At 46.9% G+C, this 15,788-nt stretch carries 15 protein-coding genes; 10 read left to right on the forward strand and 5 right to left on the reverse strand.

Going from position 1 to position 15,788, the window contains the following annotated elements; translation table 11 throughout:
- Window positions 1-33: 33 nt before the first annotated feature.
- From PK629_05820 to PK629_05840, 5 genes are all read right to left on the reverse strand, one after another.
- A complete protein-coding gene (locus PK629_05820; protein HOP10990.1) occupies window positions 34-1,689 on the reverse strand; it encodes a recombinase family protein in 1,656 nt (551 codons plus the stop codon).
- A 73-nt stretch (window positions 1,690-1,762) separates the two neighbouring features.
- Window positions 1,763-2,011: a hypothetical protein gene (locus PK629_05825; protein ID HOP10991.1), complete on the reverse strand. Its 249-nt coding sequence runs from the start codon at window positions 2,009-2,011 to the stop codon at window positions 1,763-1,765.
- 13 nt (window positions 2,012-2,024) lie between these two features.
- Window positions 2,025-3,185, reverse strand: a complete 1,161-nt coding sequence (locus PK629_05830; protein ID HOP10992.1) for a relaxase/mobilization nuclease domain-containing protein — start codon at window positions 3,183-3,185, stop codon at window positions 2,025-2,027.
- A complete protein-coding gene (gene mobC, locus PK629_05835) occupies window positions 3,185-3,628 on the reverse strand; it encodes a plasmid mobilization relaxosome protein MobC (protein HOP10993.1) in 444 nt (147 codons plus the stop codon). Before mobC ends, PK629_05830 begins: the two co-directional genes overlap by 1 nt.
- A gap of 228 nt (window positions 3,629-3,856) precedes the next feature.
- Window positions 3,857-4,957 carry an AAA family ATPase gene (locus tag PK629_05840; protein HOP10994.1) on the reverse strand — a complete coding sequence of 367 codons (1,101 nt, stop codon included), beginning with the start codon at window positions 4,955-4,957 and terminating at the stop codon, window positions 3,857-3,859.
- 270 nt (window positions 4,958-5,227) lie between these two features.
- Here PK629_05840 and PK629_05845 point away from each other — a divergent pair, with 270 nt between their 5' ends.
- The 10 genes from PK629_05845 (at window position 5,228) to PK629_05890 (ending at window position 15,747) form a co-directional block, all read left to right on the forward strand.
- Complete coding sequence (locus PK629_05845) at window positions 5,228-6,316, forward strand: DUF6076 domain-containing protein (protein HOP10995.1); 1,089 nt, start codon at window positions 5,228-5,230, stop codon at window positions 6,314-6,316.
- A 147-nt stretch (window positions 6,317-6,463) separates the two neighbouring features.
- Window positions 6,464-6,673, forward strand: a complete 210-nt coding sequence (locus PK629_05850; protein HOP10996.1) for a helix-turn-helix domain-containing protein — start codon at window positions 6,464-6,466, stop codon at window positions 6,671-6,673.
- Entirely contained in the window at window positions 6,670-8,088 is a 1,419-nt protein-coding gene (locus tag PK629_05855) for a LuxR C-terminal-related transcriptional regulator (GenBank protein HOP10997.1), read from the forward strand. Before PK629_05850 ends, PK629_05855 begins: the two co-directional genes overlap by 4 nt.
- A gap of 143 nt (window positions 8,089-8,231) precedes the next feature.
- Window positions 8,232-8,741, forward strand: coding sequence for a hypothetical protein (locus tag PK629_05860; protein HOP10998.1), 510 nt, complete (start codon window positions 8,232-8,234; stop codon window positions 8,739-8,741).
- A 19-nt stretch (window positions 8,742-8,760) separates the two neighbouring features.
- Window positions 8,761-10,794, forward strand: coding sequence for a hypothetical protein (locus tag PK629_05865; protein ID HOP10999.1), 2,034 nt, complete (start codon window positions 8,761-8,763; stop codon window positions 10,792-10,794).
- Between the two features lie 41 nt (window positions 10,795-10,835).
- Window positions 10,836-11,252: a hypothetical protein gene (locus PK629_05870; GenBank protein ID HOP11000.1), complete on the forward strand. Its 417-nt coding sequence runs from the start codon at window positions 10,836-10,838 to the stop codon at window positions 11,250-11,252.
- A 42-nt stretch (window positions 11,253-11,294) separates the two neighbouring features.
- Window positions 11,295-11,888, forward strand: a complete 594-nt coding sequence (locus PK629_05875; GenBank protein ID HOP11001.1) for a DUF4352 domain-containing protein — start codon at window positions 11,295-11,297, stop codon at window positions 11,886-11,888.
- Between the two features lie 14 nt (window positions 11,889-11,902).
- Window positions 11,903-14,029: a hypothetical protein gene (locus tag PK629_05880; GenBank protein HOP11002.1), complete on the forward strand. Its 2,127-nt coding sequence runs from the start codon at window positions 11,903-11,905 to the stop codon at window positions 14,027-14,029.
- Window positions 14,030-14,045: 16 nt separating this feature from the next.
- On the forward strand, window positions 14,046-15,374 hold the full coding sequence (locus PK629_05885) for a zinc ribbon domain-containing protein (GenBank protein HOP11003.1): 1,329 nt from the start codon (window positions 14,046-14,048) through the stop codon (window positions 15,372-15,374).
- 13 nt (window positions 15,375-15,387) lie between these two features.
- On the forward strand, window positions 15,388-15,747 hold the full coding sequence (locus PK629_05890) for a zinc ribbon domain-containing protein (GenBank protein HOP11004.1): 360 nt from the start codon (window positions 15,388-15,390) through the stop codon (window positions 15,745-15,747).
- Window positions 15,748-15,788 lie beyond the last annotated feature (41 nt).

A 15,788-nucleotide genomic window follows, 5' to 3' on the forward strand; every position in this document is an offset into this window, starting at 1 on the left:
CAGTGAGTTTTCGCTGTCTGCCCTTTGCTGTTTCTAAGCGACTTCTTGCTGTTCTCTTGTGGCAGGTTGTTCAATGACATCGTCAAGCAGCCCGATGTAGCGGTAATGGATTTGAATTTCTTGCAGTGCTGTTCTCGAATATTTCTCGGTACGCTCGCCCACAACAATCCTGTCAATGAACCTGTGGAGAATGGTTGCCGTTATCTCATTGATTTCGGTGATCTCCTTTGCTTCCTCGATGAATGCAGTGACATTTGCAACCGAATCCTTAAGTTTTTCCAGTTTACTTTCCTTTATGGGAATGGTGGACTTGATTTCTTTTTGCTCTGCAAGGTAGTCATCGCTTAATTTTCGGAACACCTCATTGGGAATTTTACCGAGGACATTGTCCTCATACAGCCTTTTGAACAGCTTGGTCAGTTCCTCATCACGTCGTTTTAAAGTAGCAATTTCTTTGGTCAGCAAGGTAATTTCTTTCCCAGTTTCCTTGCTGTTTTTCTTCGCCACAACCTCTGCAAACATCAATTCGTGCTGTCTTGCATAATGGGTTACTCGCCTTAAATCATCAAGCACAATTTTCGCAAGCTGATCCTCTTTTATAAAATGTGCGGTGCAGACCTCTTTGCCTTTTTTCTTGTAGGTTCGGCAGGCAAAATTGTAATCACTTTTCTTCATTGTTGAGGCACGATGCAGTACCATTTTTGCTCCGCAGTCCTTACAGTAAACCATACCGGAAAACATATCCTGCTCATCCATATTGGTTCGTCTGCGTTTGTGCTGACGAATATCTTGAACGATATCCCATACCTTTTGAGAGATAATAGCAGGGTGCGTATTCTCAAAGCGAAGCTGTTCTTCCTTTGGCACTTCAATTTTCTTCTTGTTTTTAAAGGACTTAGTTGTTGTTTTGAGGTTGATCGTATGGCCCAAATAAACTTCATTTTCAAGAATATGGCGGATCGTTGTCTGTTCCCATCGGTAGGGATTACTCATGTCAGTAGTTGAGGTGTATGACATACCCTTTGTGTACCAATAATAATTCGGCATAAAAATCTTTTCTTCTGAGAGTCTTTTGGCGATTTGGCTGGGACCATTTCCCTCAACACAGAGCTTGAAGATGTACTTGACTACTTCAGCAGATTCGGGATCAACAACGATTTTACGTTTTGGATCATCAGGGTCTTTCATATAACCATAGGGTGCCCTTGTGCCAACCCTTGCACCGGTTTCAGCTTTTGCCCTGTTGGCTGCACGAATTTTACGACTACAATCTTTTGCATAAAGTTCGTTAATTATATTTTTGAACGGGGCAAAATCATCAACTCCATATCGGCTATCAATGTTGTCACCGATTGCAATAAATCTCACATCATAGTTTGGAAATATAATTTCGGTGTATCTGCCTACCTCCAAATACTCTCTGCCAAATCGGCTCATATCTTTCACTATGATTGTTGCTACCTCATCATTTTCTACAAGCTCCATTAGTTCTTTGAATGCAGGTCGATTGAAATTAGTACCTGAGTATCCGTCATCGAATAGAAATTTGAGATTTTCAAAGCCATTGTCCTTTGCGTGCTTCTCCAAGATGAGTCTCTGATTGCTGATACTGTTGGATTCTCCTTGGCTGCCATCGTCTTGACTGAGTCTTGCGTATAAAATTGTATATTTTTCAGTTGTCTGTTTCATATAAGCTCCTTTCCGACAAACTGAATACGGTAACACCAACATACCCTATTCAGTGCCACAAGTCTATTGTTTTTTATTCTTTTTCGCTGTCTACCAAGGCAAGTAGCTCTCTGGTTGGAGTAGATTTTGGCATCATAGGAAAGATAGATTTCACATAAAAGTTCTTTCCATCCACCACCATTTTTCGCTCGGTAAAACACTCTGCATCATTCATAGTAACTGCTGTATCACGATAAACTGTTCGTGCCGTGTTGCCGTCGTTGTAGACAAGCGGCATGGATTCTCCGTAAAATCCTGTGTTCAAATTTTCTGTTTTCTTCATATAGTGCTCTCCCTTACATCATTGTCATAGTGAAGCCCTGCTCCTGTTCTTCCTCATAGTCGATACAATTTTCAGGCTCCTGTTGTAGCTTTTCTATATAATCAGTTACATCTTGGTCATCCAGTTCGTCTTGTGAGTGGCTGTTGGACATTGCTTCAAGCAAAATATATACCCCGGCAAAGGACAAGGCGGTGAGGGTTGCAAGGTGAGCAATGGTTTCCAGTTCATCATCTTCACTGACACCTTTTTCGAGAAATCTTAGATTGTGCAAAATCTCATTGGTTAGCTTTTTGCTTGTATTTCTCGGCTTGTAAATCTCCTGTTGTACCTGTCTGTGGTGTTGATTATCAAATTGCTTACGCTCATACTCCCAACCACTTTCCTCATCAATCTCTTTTTTCTGCTGTCTGTAATCAAACTCAAGCTCCATATTGACCTTGCAAAACTTAGCACCAAAGAGCCTATCGTCACGGCAGGACTTACCGTTGGGACAGGTGTAGGTGATGGTTTTGCGTGCATCTGTCCATTTTACAAAGTAGCCTTGTCGTTCCATATTGAAAATAAAATCTTCCTTATCAGAGCTTCGTGTCATGGCAAACTCAATGGCTTGTTGAAGCTGATTTTTCCAACTATCACCTCGCTGCTGAGCCTTACGCTGAGCACGGCTGGGGGTTTTACTTCTGCCAAAGGTGTAGGTTGGGAGGACTTCAAAGCCATGTGCCATGCAAATTTCATCGGAGGATAATCTCAATTCACGCAAGGTATGCGGTGTCTGATGTAGCTTTTTTCCGTGTTCAAAGCTGACCGAATTGATAATAAAGTGGGAGTGAATGTGCGGTGCATCGATGTGAGTGGCAATTAAAACTTCATAGTCGGGATAGTTTTTGTGTGCAAACTCAAGTGCAATTTCGTGAGCTTTCTGCGGAGTTATATCCAAACCAACTTTGAAGCTTTGCGTGTAGTGATAGAATTGCACTTGGTTGTTCTTTTTGTAGCGTACTTTTGTGGCAGTAAATTCAGAAAATGCAGTTTCGGCACAGCAGTTTTGCCCTGTGATTAACTGATAGCCTTGGTCTTGTAAGAACGTTTTTTCTTTGAGACAGACATACATCATCACACCACGCAGGGTGAATGCCGACTGTTTTTTGTAAGGAATGTAGTTGACTGTTGCCATCAAAATCTCCTGTTCAAGAACGATAAAAACCCATTGCGTTCTTTTTCAAGTTGTTTTTTGAGTGGTAAATCTCCTGTATCAGTTTCAATTTGTAATTCAGTAACGGAGGGTTCTTCAGTAGCAACAGCGGTTTCTGTGGCTGTTTCACCCTTGCAAAGGCTTGTTAATAAATCGTATATTTTTCCTAACTGCTCCTTGGTTTCTGCTAAATTGACTGCTTCAAAATGCCCCATATTAGCACGAGTGGTCAGCTGATTTAAGTTGTTTCCGATGGCTTTCAGCTGTTTAGCAAAATCATCTAAGCCATCAATAACAGTTATTTCCTTATTAAAAACACAGTGGCGAATGTAATCAGATTTGCTCATATTGGCTTTCTTCGCCATGCGTTTTAGCTCCTGTTGCTCCTTTTCGGAGGCTCTAAAGGTTTCAAATTTGTCTTTCATTGATTATTGCATCTCCTTACTATTTTGGGATTTTAACTCTCGTAAAGTGGGTACGGGCTTCTGCCCGAAAGGTGGCGAGTTGCGGGCGTATACACGCCTGCTCTGCTCGCCCCCACCCGAGGTGGGAAAAAGCGTAGCCGAAACTTCTACGCTCAATCTGAAATCGGTGTAAATCCAAGGTCTTGGCAACGGTGGCTCAATTTGCGGTTTTCCGCAGATGGGGTAGCGTTATGCGACGCCATCGTCAATCTCGGCACACAGGGGCGGACAGGGGGCAATGCTGGCTAAATTACTCTCCGCTGACGATGCTGACGGCAAAGACGGCAAATTTAAGGGGCTTAGATTTACCGTCATATCGTCATTGCCGTCATAACAGAGAGAAAATTCTCTGCGGTCAAAGGTGCGGTTTTCAGAATAGCGAATACCGTTTTTATTGAGATGTTCCATGTGCTTGATGATTTTTTTCTTCAGCACTGCCGGTCGCAATTCCAATTTCAGAACCTCTGCCAATTCTGTTGCCGTGCCTGTGAAGCCGCCAACTGATTTCACAAAATCACAGAGAAGAATAATTTCATCGGGGATAATCAGAGCATCGATGATGATGGGGGAAACCAGTTCCCAAACAAAGGTGCAGCGATTAAACTCCAAGAACAATTCTCGCCCCTCAATATCTCTGCCTGTGCAGATGAGGGATGCTGTGTTTTCTGTTCTCTTATCTTTCTGTAAGATAAAATTGGTGTCCGCACCGCCTGCAATTCCACTGGTGCCCGAAATCATATTCAGCGGATCGCTGTCACCGGTTTTTCTAAGGTGATGCACCAGCACAATTGCGATTTTGTATTTGTCTGCGATTTGCTTGAGGGCATTGATATCGTCGTAGTCGGCGGCATAGGGGTTCACATTTGCGGAGACGGTTTTGCGAATCTTTTGCAGAGTGTCAATGACAATCAGTCCTGTGTCGGGGTGTTCGCTAATAAAGTTTTCAATCTGTTTTTCCAGTCCGCTGCCGATGGCATTGCTCATAATTGCGAAGTGCAGTGTGGGTGGTGCTTCATCGGTAATTTCAAATAGCCTGCTTTGGATGCGAGCAAAGCTATCTTCTAAGCAGAGATACAGCACCTCGCTTTGGGTGGTTTCAAAATCCCAAACCTTTTCACCCTTTGACACCTGCAAACAAATCCACAGGGCAAGCCAGCTCTTGCCGATTTTCGGTGATCCGGCAAGAACATGAAGTCCTTGCGGTATCAGCCCCTGCACAATAAATTTTAGCGGCTGCATGGGTGTGGTCATTAAGGTTTCGGCATCCATGGTTTCTAATTTCTTTGGCATTTTTCTTCCTCCTCAAATTTTTTGCGTTACTGTCGGTACATCGAAAGCCGTTCCTGACCGGGACTCTCACCCCATCGTATTGCTCGCTCGCTTTTCCAAGGTCGTGGCAGGTATATCCTCTTTCGCCGACTATTCAATTTTGCAATGAATGAAATATTGTATTTTTCAGTTCCTTATGTTACCATTGTCCTATAAATAAAACTAAAAATACACAGTGAATAGCAAATAAGCTATTCTGTGATAAATCGATTATTTGCAAAAGGAGTTGCGATGGAACAATATCCGTGCATCAAAATTTTCGAGGGCAGCGATAAGCTGATTTACTCCATGGCCTACGCTTACCCCAACAAGGTCACGCAGTACGCACAGAAATTTATCGGCAATGGGCTGATTGAATTTGTTGAGATGGATTTTGAAGAATACAGAAACTTGCTCATCGAAACAAAATCCATTCCGCTGACGATGGAAAACTACCAGACCATCAGAAACAAAATATTTGATGTTGCACAGACAATTTCCGGCAACCACCGCTATGTCTATTTTTTCTTGGTGGGTCTGCTGAACAATATTTTGAAAGAGCCTATCCATGCACAAAATGAGTTTGAAAACGCTTTGCTTCACCCGTTTGCAACCTGTCTTGAAGAACTGGATCACATCTTGGATTTGCAAGAGGTATGCACAAAGGCTGTCACCACCTGTTTGGACAAAGAAAATCGCTCGGACACAATCATGTCCCAGCGACTTTGCGAGTTTGTATCGGAGTATCCTGGATTTGCAGAAGCTACGGTAAAAATAAAATATGAGCTGCTGCCAAAGAAAAACGGCAAGGTGGATATGGAAACCATGAAAGACATTCACGATTGGGATTTGTGTGAAACGGATGAGCTACTGGAGATTATGCACCAGGACGGCGAGGGTGTCAGCCTAATGCCCTACTATCTCATTGAGTATTTGGATGAGATGCTCTATTTTGAATTTACCGATATGCTGAAAAACGGACGATTTGTGAAGCGTTGCAAGCTATGCAACCGCTATTTCGTGCTGACCGATAAGCGCAAGCGTGATTTTTGTGATCGCCCTTATAACGGCGGTCGCACCTGCAAGCAGGTTGGGGCGAAGCTGTTTTATGATAAGGGTGTCGCAGGCAGCACCACACTGCTTGCTTTTCTGACGGAATACAACAAGGTGTATTCTCGCCGTTATCGTGCTGTCGATAAAAATGAAACAGAGCTCAGCGGCAAGGATATGTCGGCGGAGGAATATGCAAGCTGGGCAAAGCTGGCACGGCAAGCGAGGAGTGATTATCTTGATGGGAAAATTACCGGAGAGGAAATGCTGGCTAAAATTAAGTTGGAATAATAATTCGCTAAAGTTTGCAGGGCAATTATTAGAAAGCATATTCGTTAAACAACTAAATACTACATAAAACTACAATATAGATTGCTTATTTGCCTTGCTTGGAGTATCATATAATTAGTCATGTCCTTTGAAAGCGAGGTGTTTGCCATGCCAGAAAACAACATTCAGGATAGATGGATTTCCCTGCAGGAAGTCTGCGATTACCTCGGTGTAAAACGACACACAATTATGCGCTGGATTGAACAGCGTGGTATGCCGGCATCAAAGGTTGGCAAGCTATGGCGCTTCAAAACTGCCGAGATTGATGAGTGGGTCAGAAGTGGCGGAGCCTCCGATGAACAGGGGGTGCCAAAGTGAAAAATATCAGAAATCATAGAGTGATGTCTGTGGCAGCTTTCTCCTGCCTCTTTGCCTATCTGCTCTCCTTCGTATTTGAGGGGCAGGTGCTTTACAGTACGATAGATGCCTTTGGCACACAGACCAACACATTCATACTTGCAGCCATTGTTGCCCATTTTGTTGGATTGTTTTCCTGCGGTTTCTTTATCAAAACGCCGAACAAAGCAAAATCAACCATGGTAATCGGAATGGTAATCTGCCTAATTGCGACAGTTCCGTTTTTCTTTGCCCCCTCCACTCTCTGGCTTGTGGGTCTGGTGGTGGCAGGCTATGCCGGTGGTTGTGCCGTGGCAGCGTGGGGATTTTTCCTCAAAAAGTTCACGCCCAAGGACGAACGGATAAAATCCTGTGCTGATGTATTGATTTTCTCCAACATCATTATGATTGCAATTAACGTGATTGCCGTCAACCTATCACACGTTATTGGACTGCTTCTTTCTATGCTGTGCCTGATACTCGGCGGGGTATTTACCACAATGCTCCCTGTTGGTGATGTTACAATCACAACAGCAGCACCGACAGGGGATCAAAAATCTCTCGGTGATATTAAAAAGCCCATGCTGGTGCTGTTTCTGTTCGTTGCTGTTATTACTGTAACTTCGGGACTGATGTATCAGGTTATCAATCCGGCGTTTGAACATTTGACCGGTCTTGTGAGCTGGTATTGGGCTGTGCCGTACATTGTTGCTCTTGTTTTCATGCGAAACCTCTCGCCCAAGAATAAAGCACAGCGTTCACAGTTTCTCTATATTGGCATGGGTATGATTGCCGCTGCCTTTATCACCTTTATGCTTCTTTCAAGAGGCACAGTGGACTATCTGATTGTTGACACGCTGATGCTGGGCGCCTGCGGTATTTTCGATTTGTTCTGGTGGAGCATCATTGGAGAAACACTGGATTATTCCGAGAACCCCGCCAAAATGTTTGGCATCGGTCTTTCTGCCAACGTGTTAGGCGTACTCTGTGGCGATGTGCTGGGAGTGATGATAACCTCCATACAACTTCCCGAGGCGGAGATAGCCGTGATTGCACTAACGGTAGTATGTATTACGCTCGTTATTCTGCCGCCGCTGAACAGGCAGCTCACCCTGCTGCTGAAAAGCCACGCCTACCTCTCTGCCTATGCAAAAATGACTGAGAACCAGCAGTCGGCGGTTGTTTGTCAGCTAAAGCTGATTGACCCTTTGACAGAACGAGAAAATGAAGTACTTGCACTGATCCTTGATGGAAAAACGAACAAGGAAATTGCTGCCGCCATGTGTGTTGGTGAGAGTACAGTCAAGTATCATGTAGGAAATATTCTCTCCAAGTACGGTGTGAGCAGCCGGGCGGAACTCATCAGCACCTTACTCAAGGCTCAGATTAAGGAATAGTCCAAAAGCCTGTAAATAAGCGGTTTTCAAGGCCACCTATACTAAAGTATAGGTGGTTTTTTGCGTTAAATTATACTTTTGGCGGGGGACTTTTTCCCCCACTATCTCTATGATTAGGGTATCACAAGGAGGTGAATCCAAGGGTGAAAGCGATAAAAGACAGGCGAAACATCTATGTAGTGATTTCTGTGACTGCCATACTTTTGACCGTGCTGTTCATTGTGATACAAAAGCTTGCAATGGTCATTGCCTGCGGTAGCGTGAGCGCTGTGGTACTGCTCCTGCTGTATCGGCAAAGTCGGTTGCTTAATGCAGCGATGGTGATCTGCGATAGCCGGATTCTAACCGTACCTTCGTGCATTGTCACTTCCGAAACTCGACCGAACCAAACACAGGCAGAGGAAACCATCGTGTCCACCTTCGGACTGCTGCTTGGAAACCGTGTCTATCAATGGGGCTGTGAAGGTGTGTACGGTGTCCGGCTGCGAGAGGTACAAATCAATAAAGAGCATATCTGCTTGTCCTTTGGGGACGATGGCAAAATGTTGCGAGTTAAGTTACTGCACGGTCTAAGCGACAGGCAAAGCGTCATGGAGATCGCACAGAAGATATGGCGCGAAACAAGGGTACGGGCAGAAATAAGAAATTGGTAACGAAAGGGAGGAATTCAAAATGAAAAAGATATTATCCATTTTACTTGCGATGGCGCTACTTTTAAGCAGTCTCACCGGATGCGGTGGGGGCGGTGGCAAAAGCTATGCGGCGACACTTTCGCCAGAGACCACCGGCACCAAACTGGAAAATGGCGTCAGTGTGGAACTGGGCGGTTATGTGCTGGACAGGGAAGAAGAATTGACCGTCACTAAGGAGCCTGTGGAAGAAAACAAGGAGGAAGGCTATAAGATAGAAGCCTATGACTTCAGGCTGGGCGAAATGACCGAGCTTTCGGACTTCATTACCTTGCGTATCCCCTATGATACGGCATATTGCGAGGATGGGCAGGACCCTGCAAAATGCGTGGGTGCAAAGTACAGAAACGAAACCACTGGTGAGTGGGAAGATGTGCTGTTCGAGGTGGACACGGCTACTAATGAGCTTGTCATCTACACCGACCATCTCTCCACCTTTGGCGCATTCCATGTCAAAAACGAGGGGCAACGCAGCGCCAAAATCATCAGCATTTATGCGGACTTTGCGGGTCTTGAACAGCAGGAAGCCATGGAAACGCTCCGCGAATACGTAGCGGGCGGCGGCGCGGACGGAGAGGAAGCGGCAGGTCTCGCAGCGCGGCTTCTCACAGGCTATAACGGATTTTTGGGCGGTGTGGCCGGAGCAGCCGGTGAAATGGGCTTCGCCACTGACCTCACAGGTACGATTTTGAACATGGCCTCCGTCGGCAGCCCGACCTTTGACACTGCGCTGGCTGATTCCGCCTACAAAAAGATGAACAAGCTTGGCAAAGTAGCGGCGGCGGTAAAGATTGGCGCGGTGATGTTGAGTACGGAAAAGACAGACGCCGATACCCTCGGCTTATACAAGGACACGGCGATGCTGGCGCTCTCCTATGCCGAATCCGCCGCGTGGGGACTTGCCGCCAGCGGACTGTTCATTTTTGATTACACCATAACCAGTCTGTTTGAGCAGGGCATGGCGATGAAAATGGATAAGATAGATGAGGTCTATGTTTATTTTAACGACGAATACATCAGTAAAGACAGACAGGGCTTTCAATGGACGGCCCGCAGCTTAAAGGATTGGCGGCAGGTGCTGATTGACATAGCCGAAGCCAACCCCAACGAAGCCGACGCCAAGGCTGCCGTCGAAGCGGAGATAGAGCGCTATGCCCGCGTATTCTGGACGCTTAACAGTGCCGATATGGGAGTTGTCGTTTCGGAAATGAAGGAGAAAAACAGTAAAAGCTCTGTCACCATCCCCACCCCCACCGAGGCGGAGATGAAAACCTTAGTGGACGGTTATAAGGCACAGCTTTATGAACGCCTCTACCCGGTAACGCAGTCCGTCGGCGTGTATATGCAGCGCAAGGCCGAAGCCGCGTATCTGGCCGCACTGAACGAGGTCAAAGTGTTCTTTAACCAAAGCATTACCTTTAACATCGTAGAGGATGTCCCCGATGGCGAGAAATCGCAGTATGACGGCTACGCCCTGCGCTTCGCCCCGCTTTCCGAAAATGCGGTGAAGGAGAGCTGGAGCGGAACCCTCAAAGGAACTGGCGGGGCTTCCACCAAGTTTACCCTGCTTGGCTATGTGCAGGCCGGTTGTCCCAAGGAGCTGCAACTGTTCCCGCCAGATGCCGACCCTGATAACGATGAGCCGGAGATAAGCCTCGGCTTTAAGCTCTCTGCGCCGGTAACAGAAGTGAAGATTGGCGGGCTACCCTTAGATGAAATCGTTGGGAATTATCCTCTTGTTATGTCAAATGATGATGGTGATAACAACGACGGTTTAATGAGTCTCATCAAAAACGAAAATGGTCAACTTGCGTTTAGTGAGAAACCAGATTTGCCCCTTGACTATGACCCTGCCACCGGCATGGCAATATATAATTATAGTGATAATGGCATTAGATGCACATATACGGTCGTATTTACCTCTGAGAATGGCGTGATCCATTGTACCGGCACTATGGTTTTAGCAAGTGAAAGCGGCGCAGCCACACTATATATTGAAGGAACCAAAACAGACTGACGGCAACCCACCACGCCGGGAGACAGACAGGAGGAAATATTATGAAAAAAGCATTGACTATTATCTTATCATTGGCGCTGATACTCTCCCTCACCGCCTGCGGCGGCGGGGGCGGTAAAGCACCGTCCGAAAGTGACACATCGGCAACATCCGGCGAGATCGCCGCCGAGGATGCGGATTTGGCGCAGCTGAAAGAGTTATACGACGGAACATGGATAAACGAGAACCCGCATGACGGCCCGTTTGAAATGGAAGTACTCAGCACAACCAGCATCAAGATGACATATGAAGCCTCGGGTGAACTCATCTGCGATTTGTTCTATTCTCCGGGGGAGCTTACCGGAATCAGCGTCAGCATGAGCGGGAACAGCCTTGGCAAATACAGCATTGATACGCAGAGCGGAATATTGACATTCAGACCCAATGACACTGATGCTTTTACCTACACAAAAGAATGACAGATAGTCAGAAATAAAAATGATAAATACGGAGGTTTTCTTATGAAAAAAATATTGATTATTATGTTGTCACTGACGTTAGTATTGTCGCTCGCCGCCTGCGGTGGAGGTGGAGGCGGTGAGGCTCCTTCAGCAAGTCCCGCCCCTGCTGAATCGGGAAGCACCCCTTCCGGTGAAGCGGAAACGAATGAAATCAAGTATTACGGCATCGGTGAAGCGGCCGAGGCAAACGGGCTTTCCATCACCATTGACGGGGCGGAGCCTTTCGATTATACAGGTATGCTTTCAAGACCGAAGGACGGTTTTAAATATGTGAAGGTCTGGTTTACATTTACAAACGCATCCAACGAACCGGTGGAATCCCCCGACAAGAAGGATCTCTACATTGTCTATGAGGAAGGCCCCACTGGGGATGACAGCGACATGACCTCGGAGGAAAATTCACAGGTGTTGCCGGATGTGGCCGACAGGAACCAGCGGTATATGGAGGACGAGATAGAGCTTGCCCCCGGCGAATCCGTCAGCGGCTGGATGGTCTATCAGAGGCAGACCGATAAAAGCGAGATCACCATGCACTATTACTCTGGCTATGTCAACGTAGCACCGGATTTGCGGTTCAGATTTGCGGTTGAATAAGGAGGAATTTCACAATGAAACAAAGATTACTATCACTTGTTTTGACTGCCGTAATGCTGCTGTCGGTTATGATGGGATTTGCAGGCTGCTCGTCTGGCGATGGTTCGATTTCAGGAAAAGTAAAACCTGATTCCGAGGAGATCATTGGAAATACCGAGAAAAACGGCGTCGAGTTGGTAATTCCCACCGGCACATTTGAAAAAGCCGTAAATGTGAGCATCGGTATAGCCGACGAAAAAGAGATAATGACCGAGGACGGTGCGAGTTATATTTTCTCTCCGATAGAGCTTGTCTCTGACGGCGGTGAGCATACGCTCGGTGAAACGGTAACGGTAAAAATAAAACTGCCTAAATCCGTTACCGAAGACGATTATCTTTCGGTTATGGGCGCATATTACAACGGCGAGAGCTGGGAGTACATACTTCCCGATGCCGAGGCACTTCAAAATGGATATTTACAGTTCGGAACGCCACATTTTTCCCGTTATGCTGCATTGAAGCTTGAGAAGGAAAAGGCTCTCGACAAATACGCTGAAACACTTGCAACACAGAATGTTACGGGTTCGAAGCCGAGTCAGGAACTTAACGACTGCTTCACCGAGGCCCTTGATAAAATGGGCTTCACGAACGAGACTGTGCAGGGCATTATTATGCAAAACATTGCAAAGGAGCTGCACAGCTCCTCCGCATTTATTACCAATGCGAAAAACGGAGATGCCAGTGGTATCGCAGGACAGGGCGCGGAGCTTATTGCGGGAGCACTTCTGAAATCAGCACATGATGAAGCATTTGTCAAGAAAATGCAAGCATACGCAGGAAGTGCGGCTTCGGGCGCTGCCGCGGCAGCATTGAGTTTATATGACGGCGGCAGCGGTATGGACGCTTACAAGGAGTTTGTCTATGCTGCAATGGATGTTATTCCTACGGCGAAGTTCGCCAAGGCTGCTGTTGAGGCGACTAAAGCCGGATCGCAAATGTGGCAGGATTATTCCTTTGAGAGCGCATACAATGTATATCTCAAGCAAAATATCGCATCTGATGGCAATATTTCCGCTGATAGCTGGGAGACTATTTTCTTCAATATGGGCAGTGGTCTTGACTATATGCAGCGTGACTACCGCACAGCATACGCTAACGCAAACGGTAAAGCGCTGAAAGAGCTCGACAAGGACACGGAACTTCGTGACAGGCTTAATAATCAGGTAATGAATGAAATCAAAAGCAGCTTCATGAAAAGGTATACAAATACGAGCGAGATTTCCTCGGAAAAAGCTCGCATAAAAGAAATGCTTACAACCTTTGACCAATACGGTCTATTGTCATGGAATAAGCTGCTCAGTTTTCCGTATGAGATGGAGCTTGCAACAAGGATAGATTCGCTGATGAAGATACGCGAGAATATACTTGATATTGTGGGTGACGACCGCTTGGTGTTTGGCTCAAGTGATGAAGTGATTGAAGGCAATTTGGCAGAAGCTATTTATAAGTGGCTGGAATGTGGTAAGGACAGGGGTAAGTTTTACGACTGGATGCGCGAAAAAGGATATCTTGAAAGCTTGGGCAAGCCGGCAGAGGGCGGCTACTGGCAGCTTGTGCGCAGCTTTGAGAACGACTATGAAAAAAGCAAAGCCGACGACGCTTACACCGAATCATGGAGCGGCGGTGGCAGCTATACTTACAACTGCAAGACCACCTTCGATCACCATTATACCGGCAGTACACATAATACTTGCAGAGGTGAATTTGTCAACAACACGGGAACGGCAAGCGCTCCGAACAGCCGTTACGCCGGCGGCGAGCAGGTGAAGATAACACTAACCGTAAGTGCTGCCACGTCGAGCAATATCTGCTTCAATCTTGGAGCGCATCTGACCTCCTGCATCACTCCCGTCAACCATAACGACCCCTTCATCAGCTACGGAACGGAAACGTACCTGCAAAACATTGATGATGAGAGCGCGAAAGGCGATGTACGGACTTATAAGAATGACACCAACACAGGCTACATCGGAGAAAGCGTCACATCCGGCGCCACAATGCCCATGGGCTACGAGGACGGCGACAAGGTGTATATCCTGATAATTTTCACCGGCGGAAACAATTTAATCAAGACCGCCTATGAATACGAGTGGCATTCGTAAAGTGGGAGCGCGGCGTATGGCAAAGAAAAAGAACAACAAAATCCCACTTCCCATATTTATCCTCATTTGCGCCGTACTGGTGTTCGTCATGTACATAAGCCTCAGTACGCTGACGCTGGCGATTTGGGGCGAGAGCGTCATGGGTACGGTGGACAGCTATGACAGCCGCCGAGAGGACATGACAGCGCAGGAAAACCGCTCCCGCACCATATCAAAGGGCTATTGGTTCATGGCAAACGGCAAGGAATACCGGGGCTATGTGATGTATTCGAGCGACGAGGCGTGGCCGAATCTGGACGAGAGCGAAACACGTTCCGAGCGCATCAGCTACCTTTCGTTCCTCCCCTATATCAATAAGCCCTCTGCCCTCTGTGAGTTGAGAAGCATGGGAGAGGTTGCCATCATCTATCACATACTATCGCCCGTCGGTTGCCTGCTCCTGCTGCTTTTAGTGATCCGCACACAAAAGAAACAAACGAAGCAGAGGAAAAGGGCGGCGAGGAAACCCGCCGCACCTCAAATAATTGAGACAAGGAGTGATACGGATATGTTTTGTTATAACTGCGGAAACAAGATTACGGAGGGCATGACTTTCTGTTCGAGCTGCGGCACAAAAATACAAGCAAACGCCCCCGGTGTGTGTACGGCTTGCGGCGCAGAGTTGCCGGAGGGAGCTGAATTTTGCATAGGTTGTGGAGCGGCAGTGAATCTGGCAGTGCCGCAGCCGATGGAGCCGAGCCGTGCGGCAGCTCCCGCACGATCACAGGGCGGTACGGGGCTGGTCGGCTTTTCCGACAGGTATAACTGCCCTGAGATACTGGCCGCTGCGCAGAAAAATAAGAAATCCTCCATTGGCTGTATGTGGATATTGGTTTTTGTGCCGCTCATTGGCTTTCCCATCGCCGGTCTGCTAATGGACGATTTCCCCTTTGGAGAATCCCTTCTCATTGGCATAGGCATCGCTCTTGTCATGCTGACCGTTAATCTGCTGGCACTGCGAAGAACCAAGCAGCCCATGTGGGAGGGCGTGGTCGTCAATAAGTACAGTAAGGAAAAAAGTGAGCATCGAGGCGGCGAGGACGATAATTACAGAACTTATACGGAATACACCACGATCATCAACACCGATGCGGGCAAGAAAAAGACCATCGTTGAAAAGGACAGCGGGCGGCATATGTATGATTATCTCTCTATTGGTGACAGGGTGCGGTTTCATCCCAAATTCGGCACATACGAGAAGTACGATAAATCCAAAGACCGCATCATCTATTGCAATGTCTGCTCTATGATGAACCCCATACAAAATGACCGTTGCAAGCGGTGTAATAACCTGTTATTCAAATGAGGAGGATTTTATAATGGAGAGATTTAACACGCTGATGGAGGCTGCGGAGTTTTCGGCAACACGCTGTACAAGCTGGAGCTTTGCCACTGCCAAGGATAGATACGATGTAAACAGCTTGCTGGTGCTTGCCGAAACAAGCGACAGTGAAGACCCCATCGACGAGGACAGCTTTTATGTGGTATCGCCTGCTGGAGCTATCGGCTTATGCGAGGACGGCGAGGACATCGACTGGCTGTTTCTTCCCAACCCGGACGCTGGCGAAACCCGACCCGAAGCCTACACCGCCGCCCCACAGGTCAACTTCTGTTCCAAGTGCGGAAACCCCGTCACTCCGGGCGCACGGTTTTGCGGTAAGTGCGGCAATAGACTATGAGACATCTTTGAATAATACAGAAGAATTTTAAAATGTGGCAT

The organism is Oscillospiraceae bacterium, from assembly GCA_035380125.1.
In the GTDB taxonomy this organism is placed as follows: Bacteria; Bacillota; Clostridia; order Oscillospirales; family JAKOTC01; genus DAOPZJ01.

What these genes read in the sequence shown, in the direction of transcription:
- PK629_05820 (HOP10990.1), bottom strand. Translation starts at nt 1,689, where the DNA reads ATGAAACAGACAACTGAAAAATATACAATTTTATACGCAAGACTCAGT.
- PK629_05825 (HOP10991.1), bottom strand. Translation starts at nt 2,011, where the DNA reads ATGAAGAAAACAGAAAATTTGAACACAGGATTTTACGGAGAATCCATG.
- PK629_05830 (HOP10992.1), bottom strand. Translation starts at nt 3,185, where the DNA reads ATGGCAACAGTCAACTACATTCCTTACAAAAAACAGTCGGCATTCACC.
- mobC (HOP10993.1), bottom strand. Translation starts at nt 3,628, where the DNA reads ATGAAAGACAAATTTGAAACCTTTAGAGCCTCCGAAAAGGAGCAACAG.
- PK629_05840 (HOP10994.1), bottom strand. Translation starts at nt 4,957, where the DNA reads ATGCCAAAGAAATTAGAAACCATGGATGCCGAAACCTTAATGACCACA.
- PK629_05845 (HOP10995.1), top strand. Translation starts at nt 5,228, where the DNA reads ATGGAACAATATCCGTGCATCAAAATTTTCGAGGGCAGCGATAAGCTG.
- PK629_05850 (HOP10996.1), top strand. Translation starts at nt 6,464, where the DNA reads ATGCCAGAAAACAACATTCAGGATAGATGGATTTCCCTGCAGGAAGTC.
- PK629_05865 (HOP10999.1), top strand. Translation starts at nt 8,761, where the DNA reads ATGAAAAAGATATTATCCATTTTACTTGCGATGGCGCTACTTTTAAGC.
- PK629_05870 (HOP11000.1), top strand. Translation starts at nt 10,836, where the DNA reads ATGAAAAAAGCATTGACTATTATCTTATCATTGGCGCTGATACTCTCC.
- PK629_05875 (HOP11001.1), top strand. Translation starts at nt 11,295, where the DNA reads ATGAAAAAAATATTGATTATTATGTTGTCACTGACGTTAGTATTGTCG.
- PK629_05880 (HOP11002.1), top strand. Translation starts at nt 11,903, where the DNA reads ATGAAACAAAGATTACTATCACTTGTTTTGACTGCCGTAATGCTGCTG.
- PK629_05885 (HOP11003.1), top strand. Translation starts at nt 14,046, where the DNA reads ATGGCAAAGAAAAAGAACAACAAAATCCCACTTCCCATATTTATCCTC.
- PK629_05890 (HOP11004.1), top strand. Translation starts at nt 15,388, where the DNA reads ATGGAGAGATTTAACACGCTGATGGAGGCTGCGGAGTTTTCGGCAACA.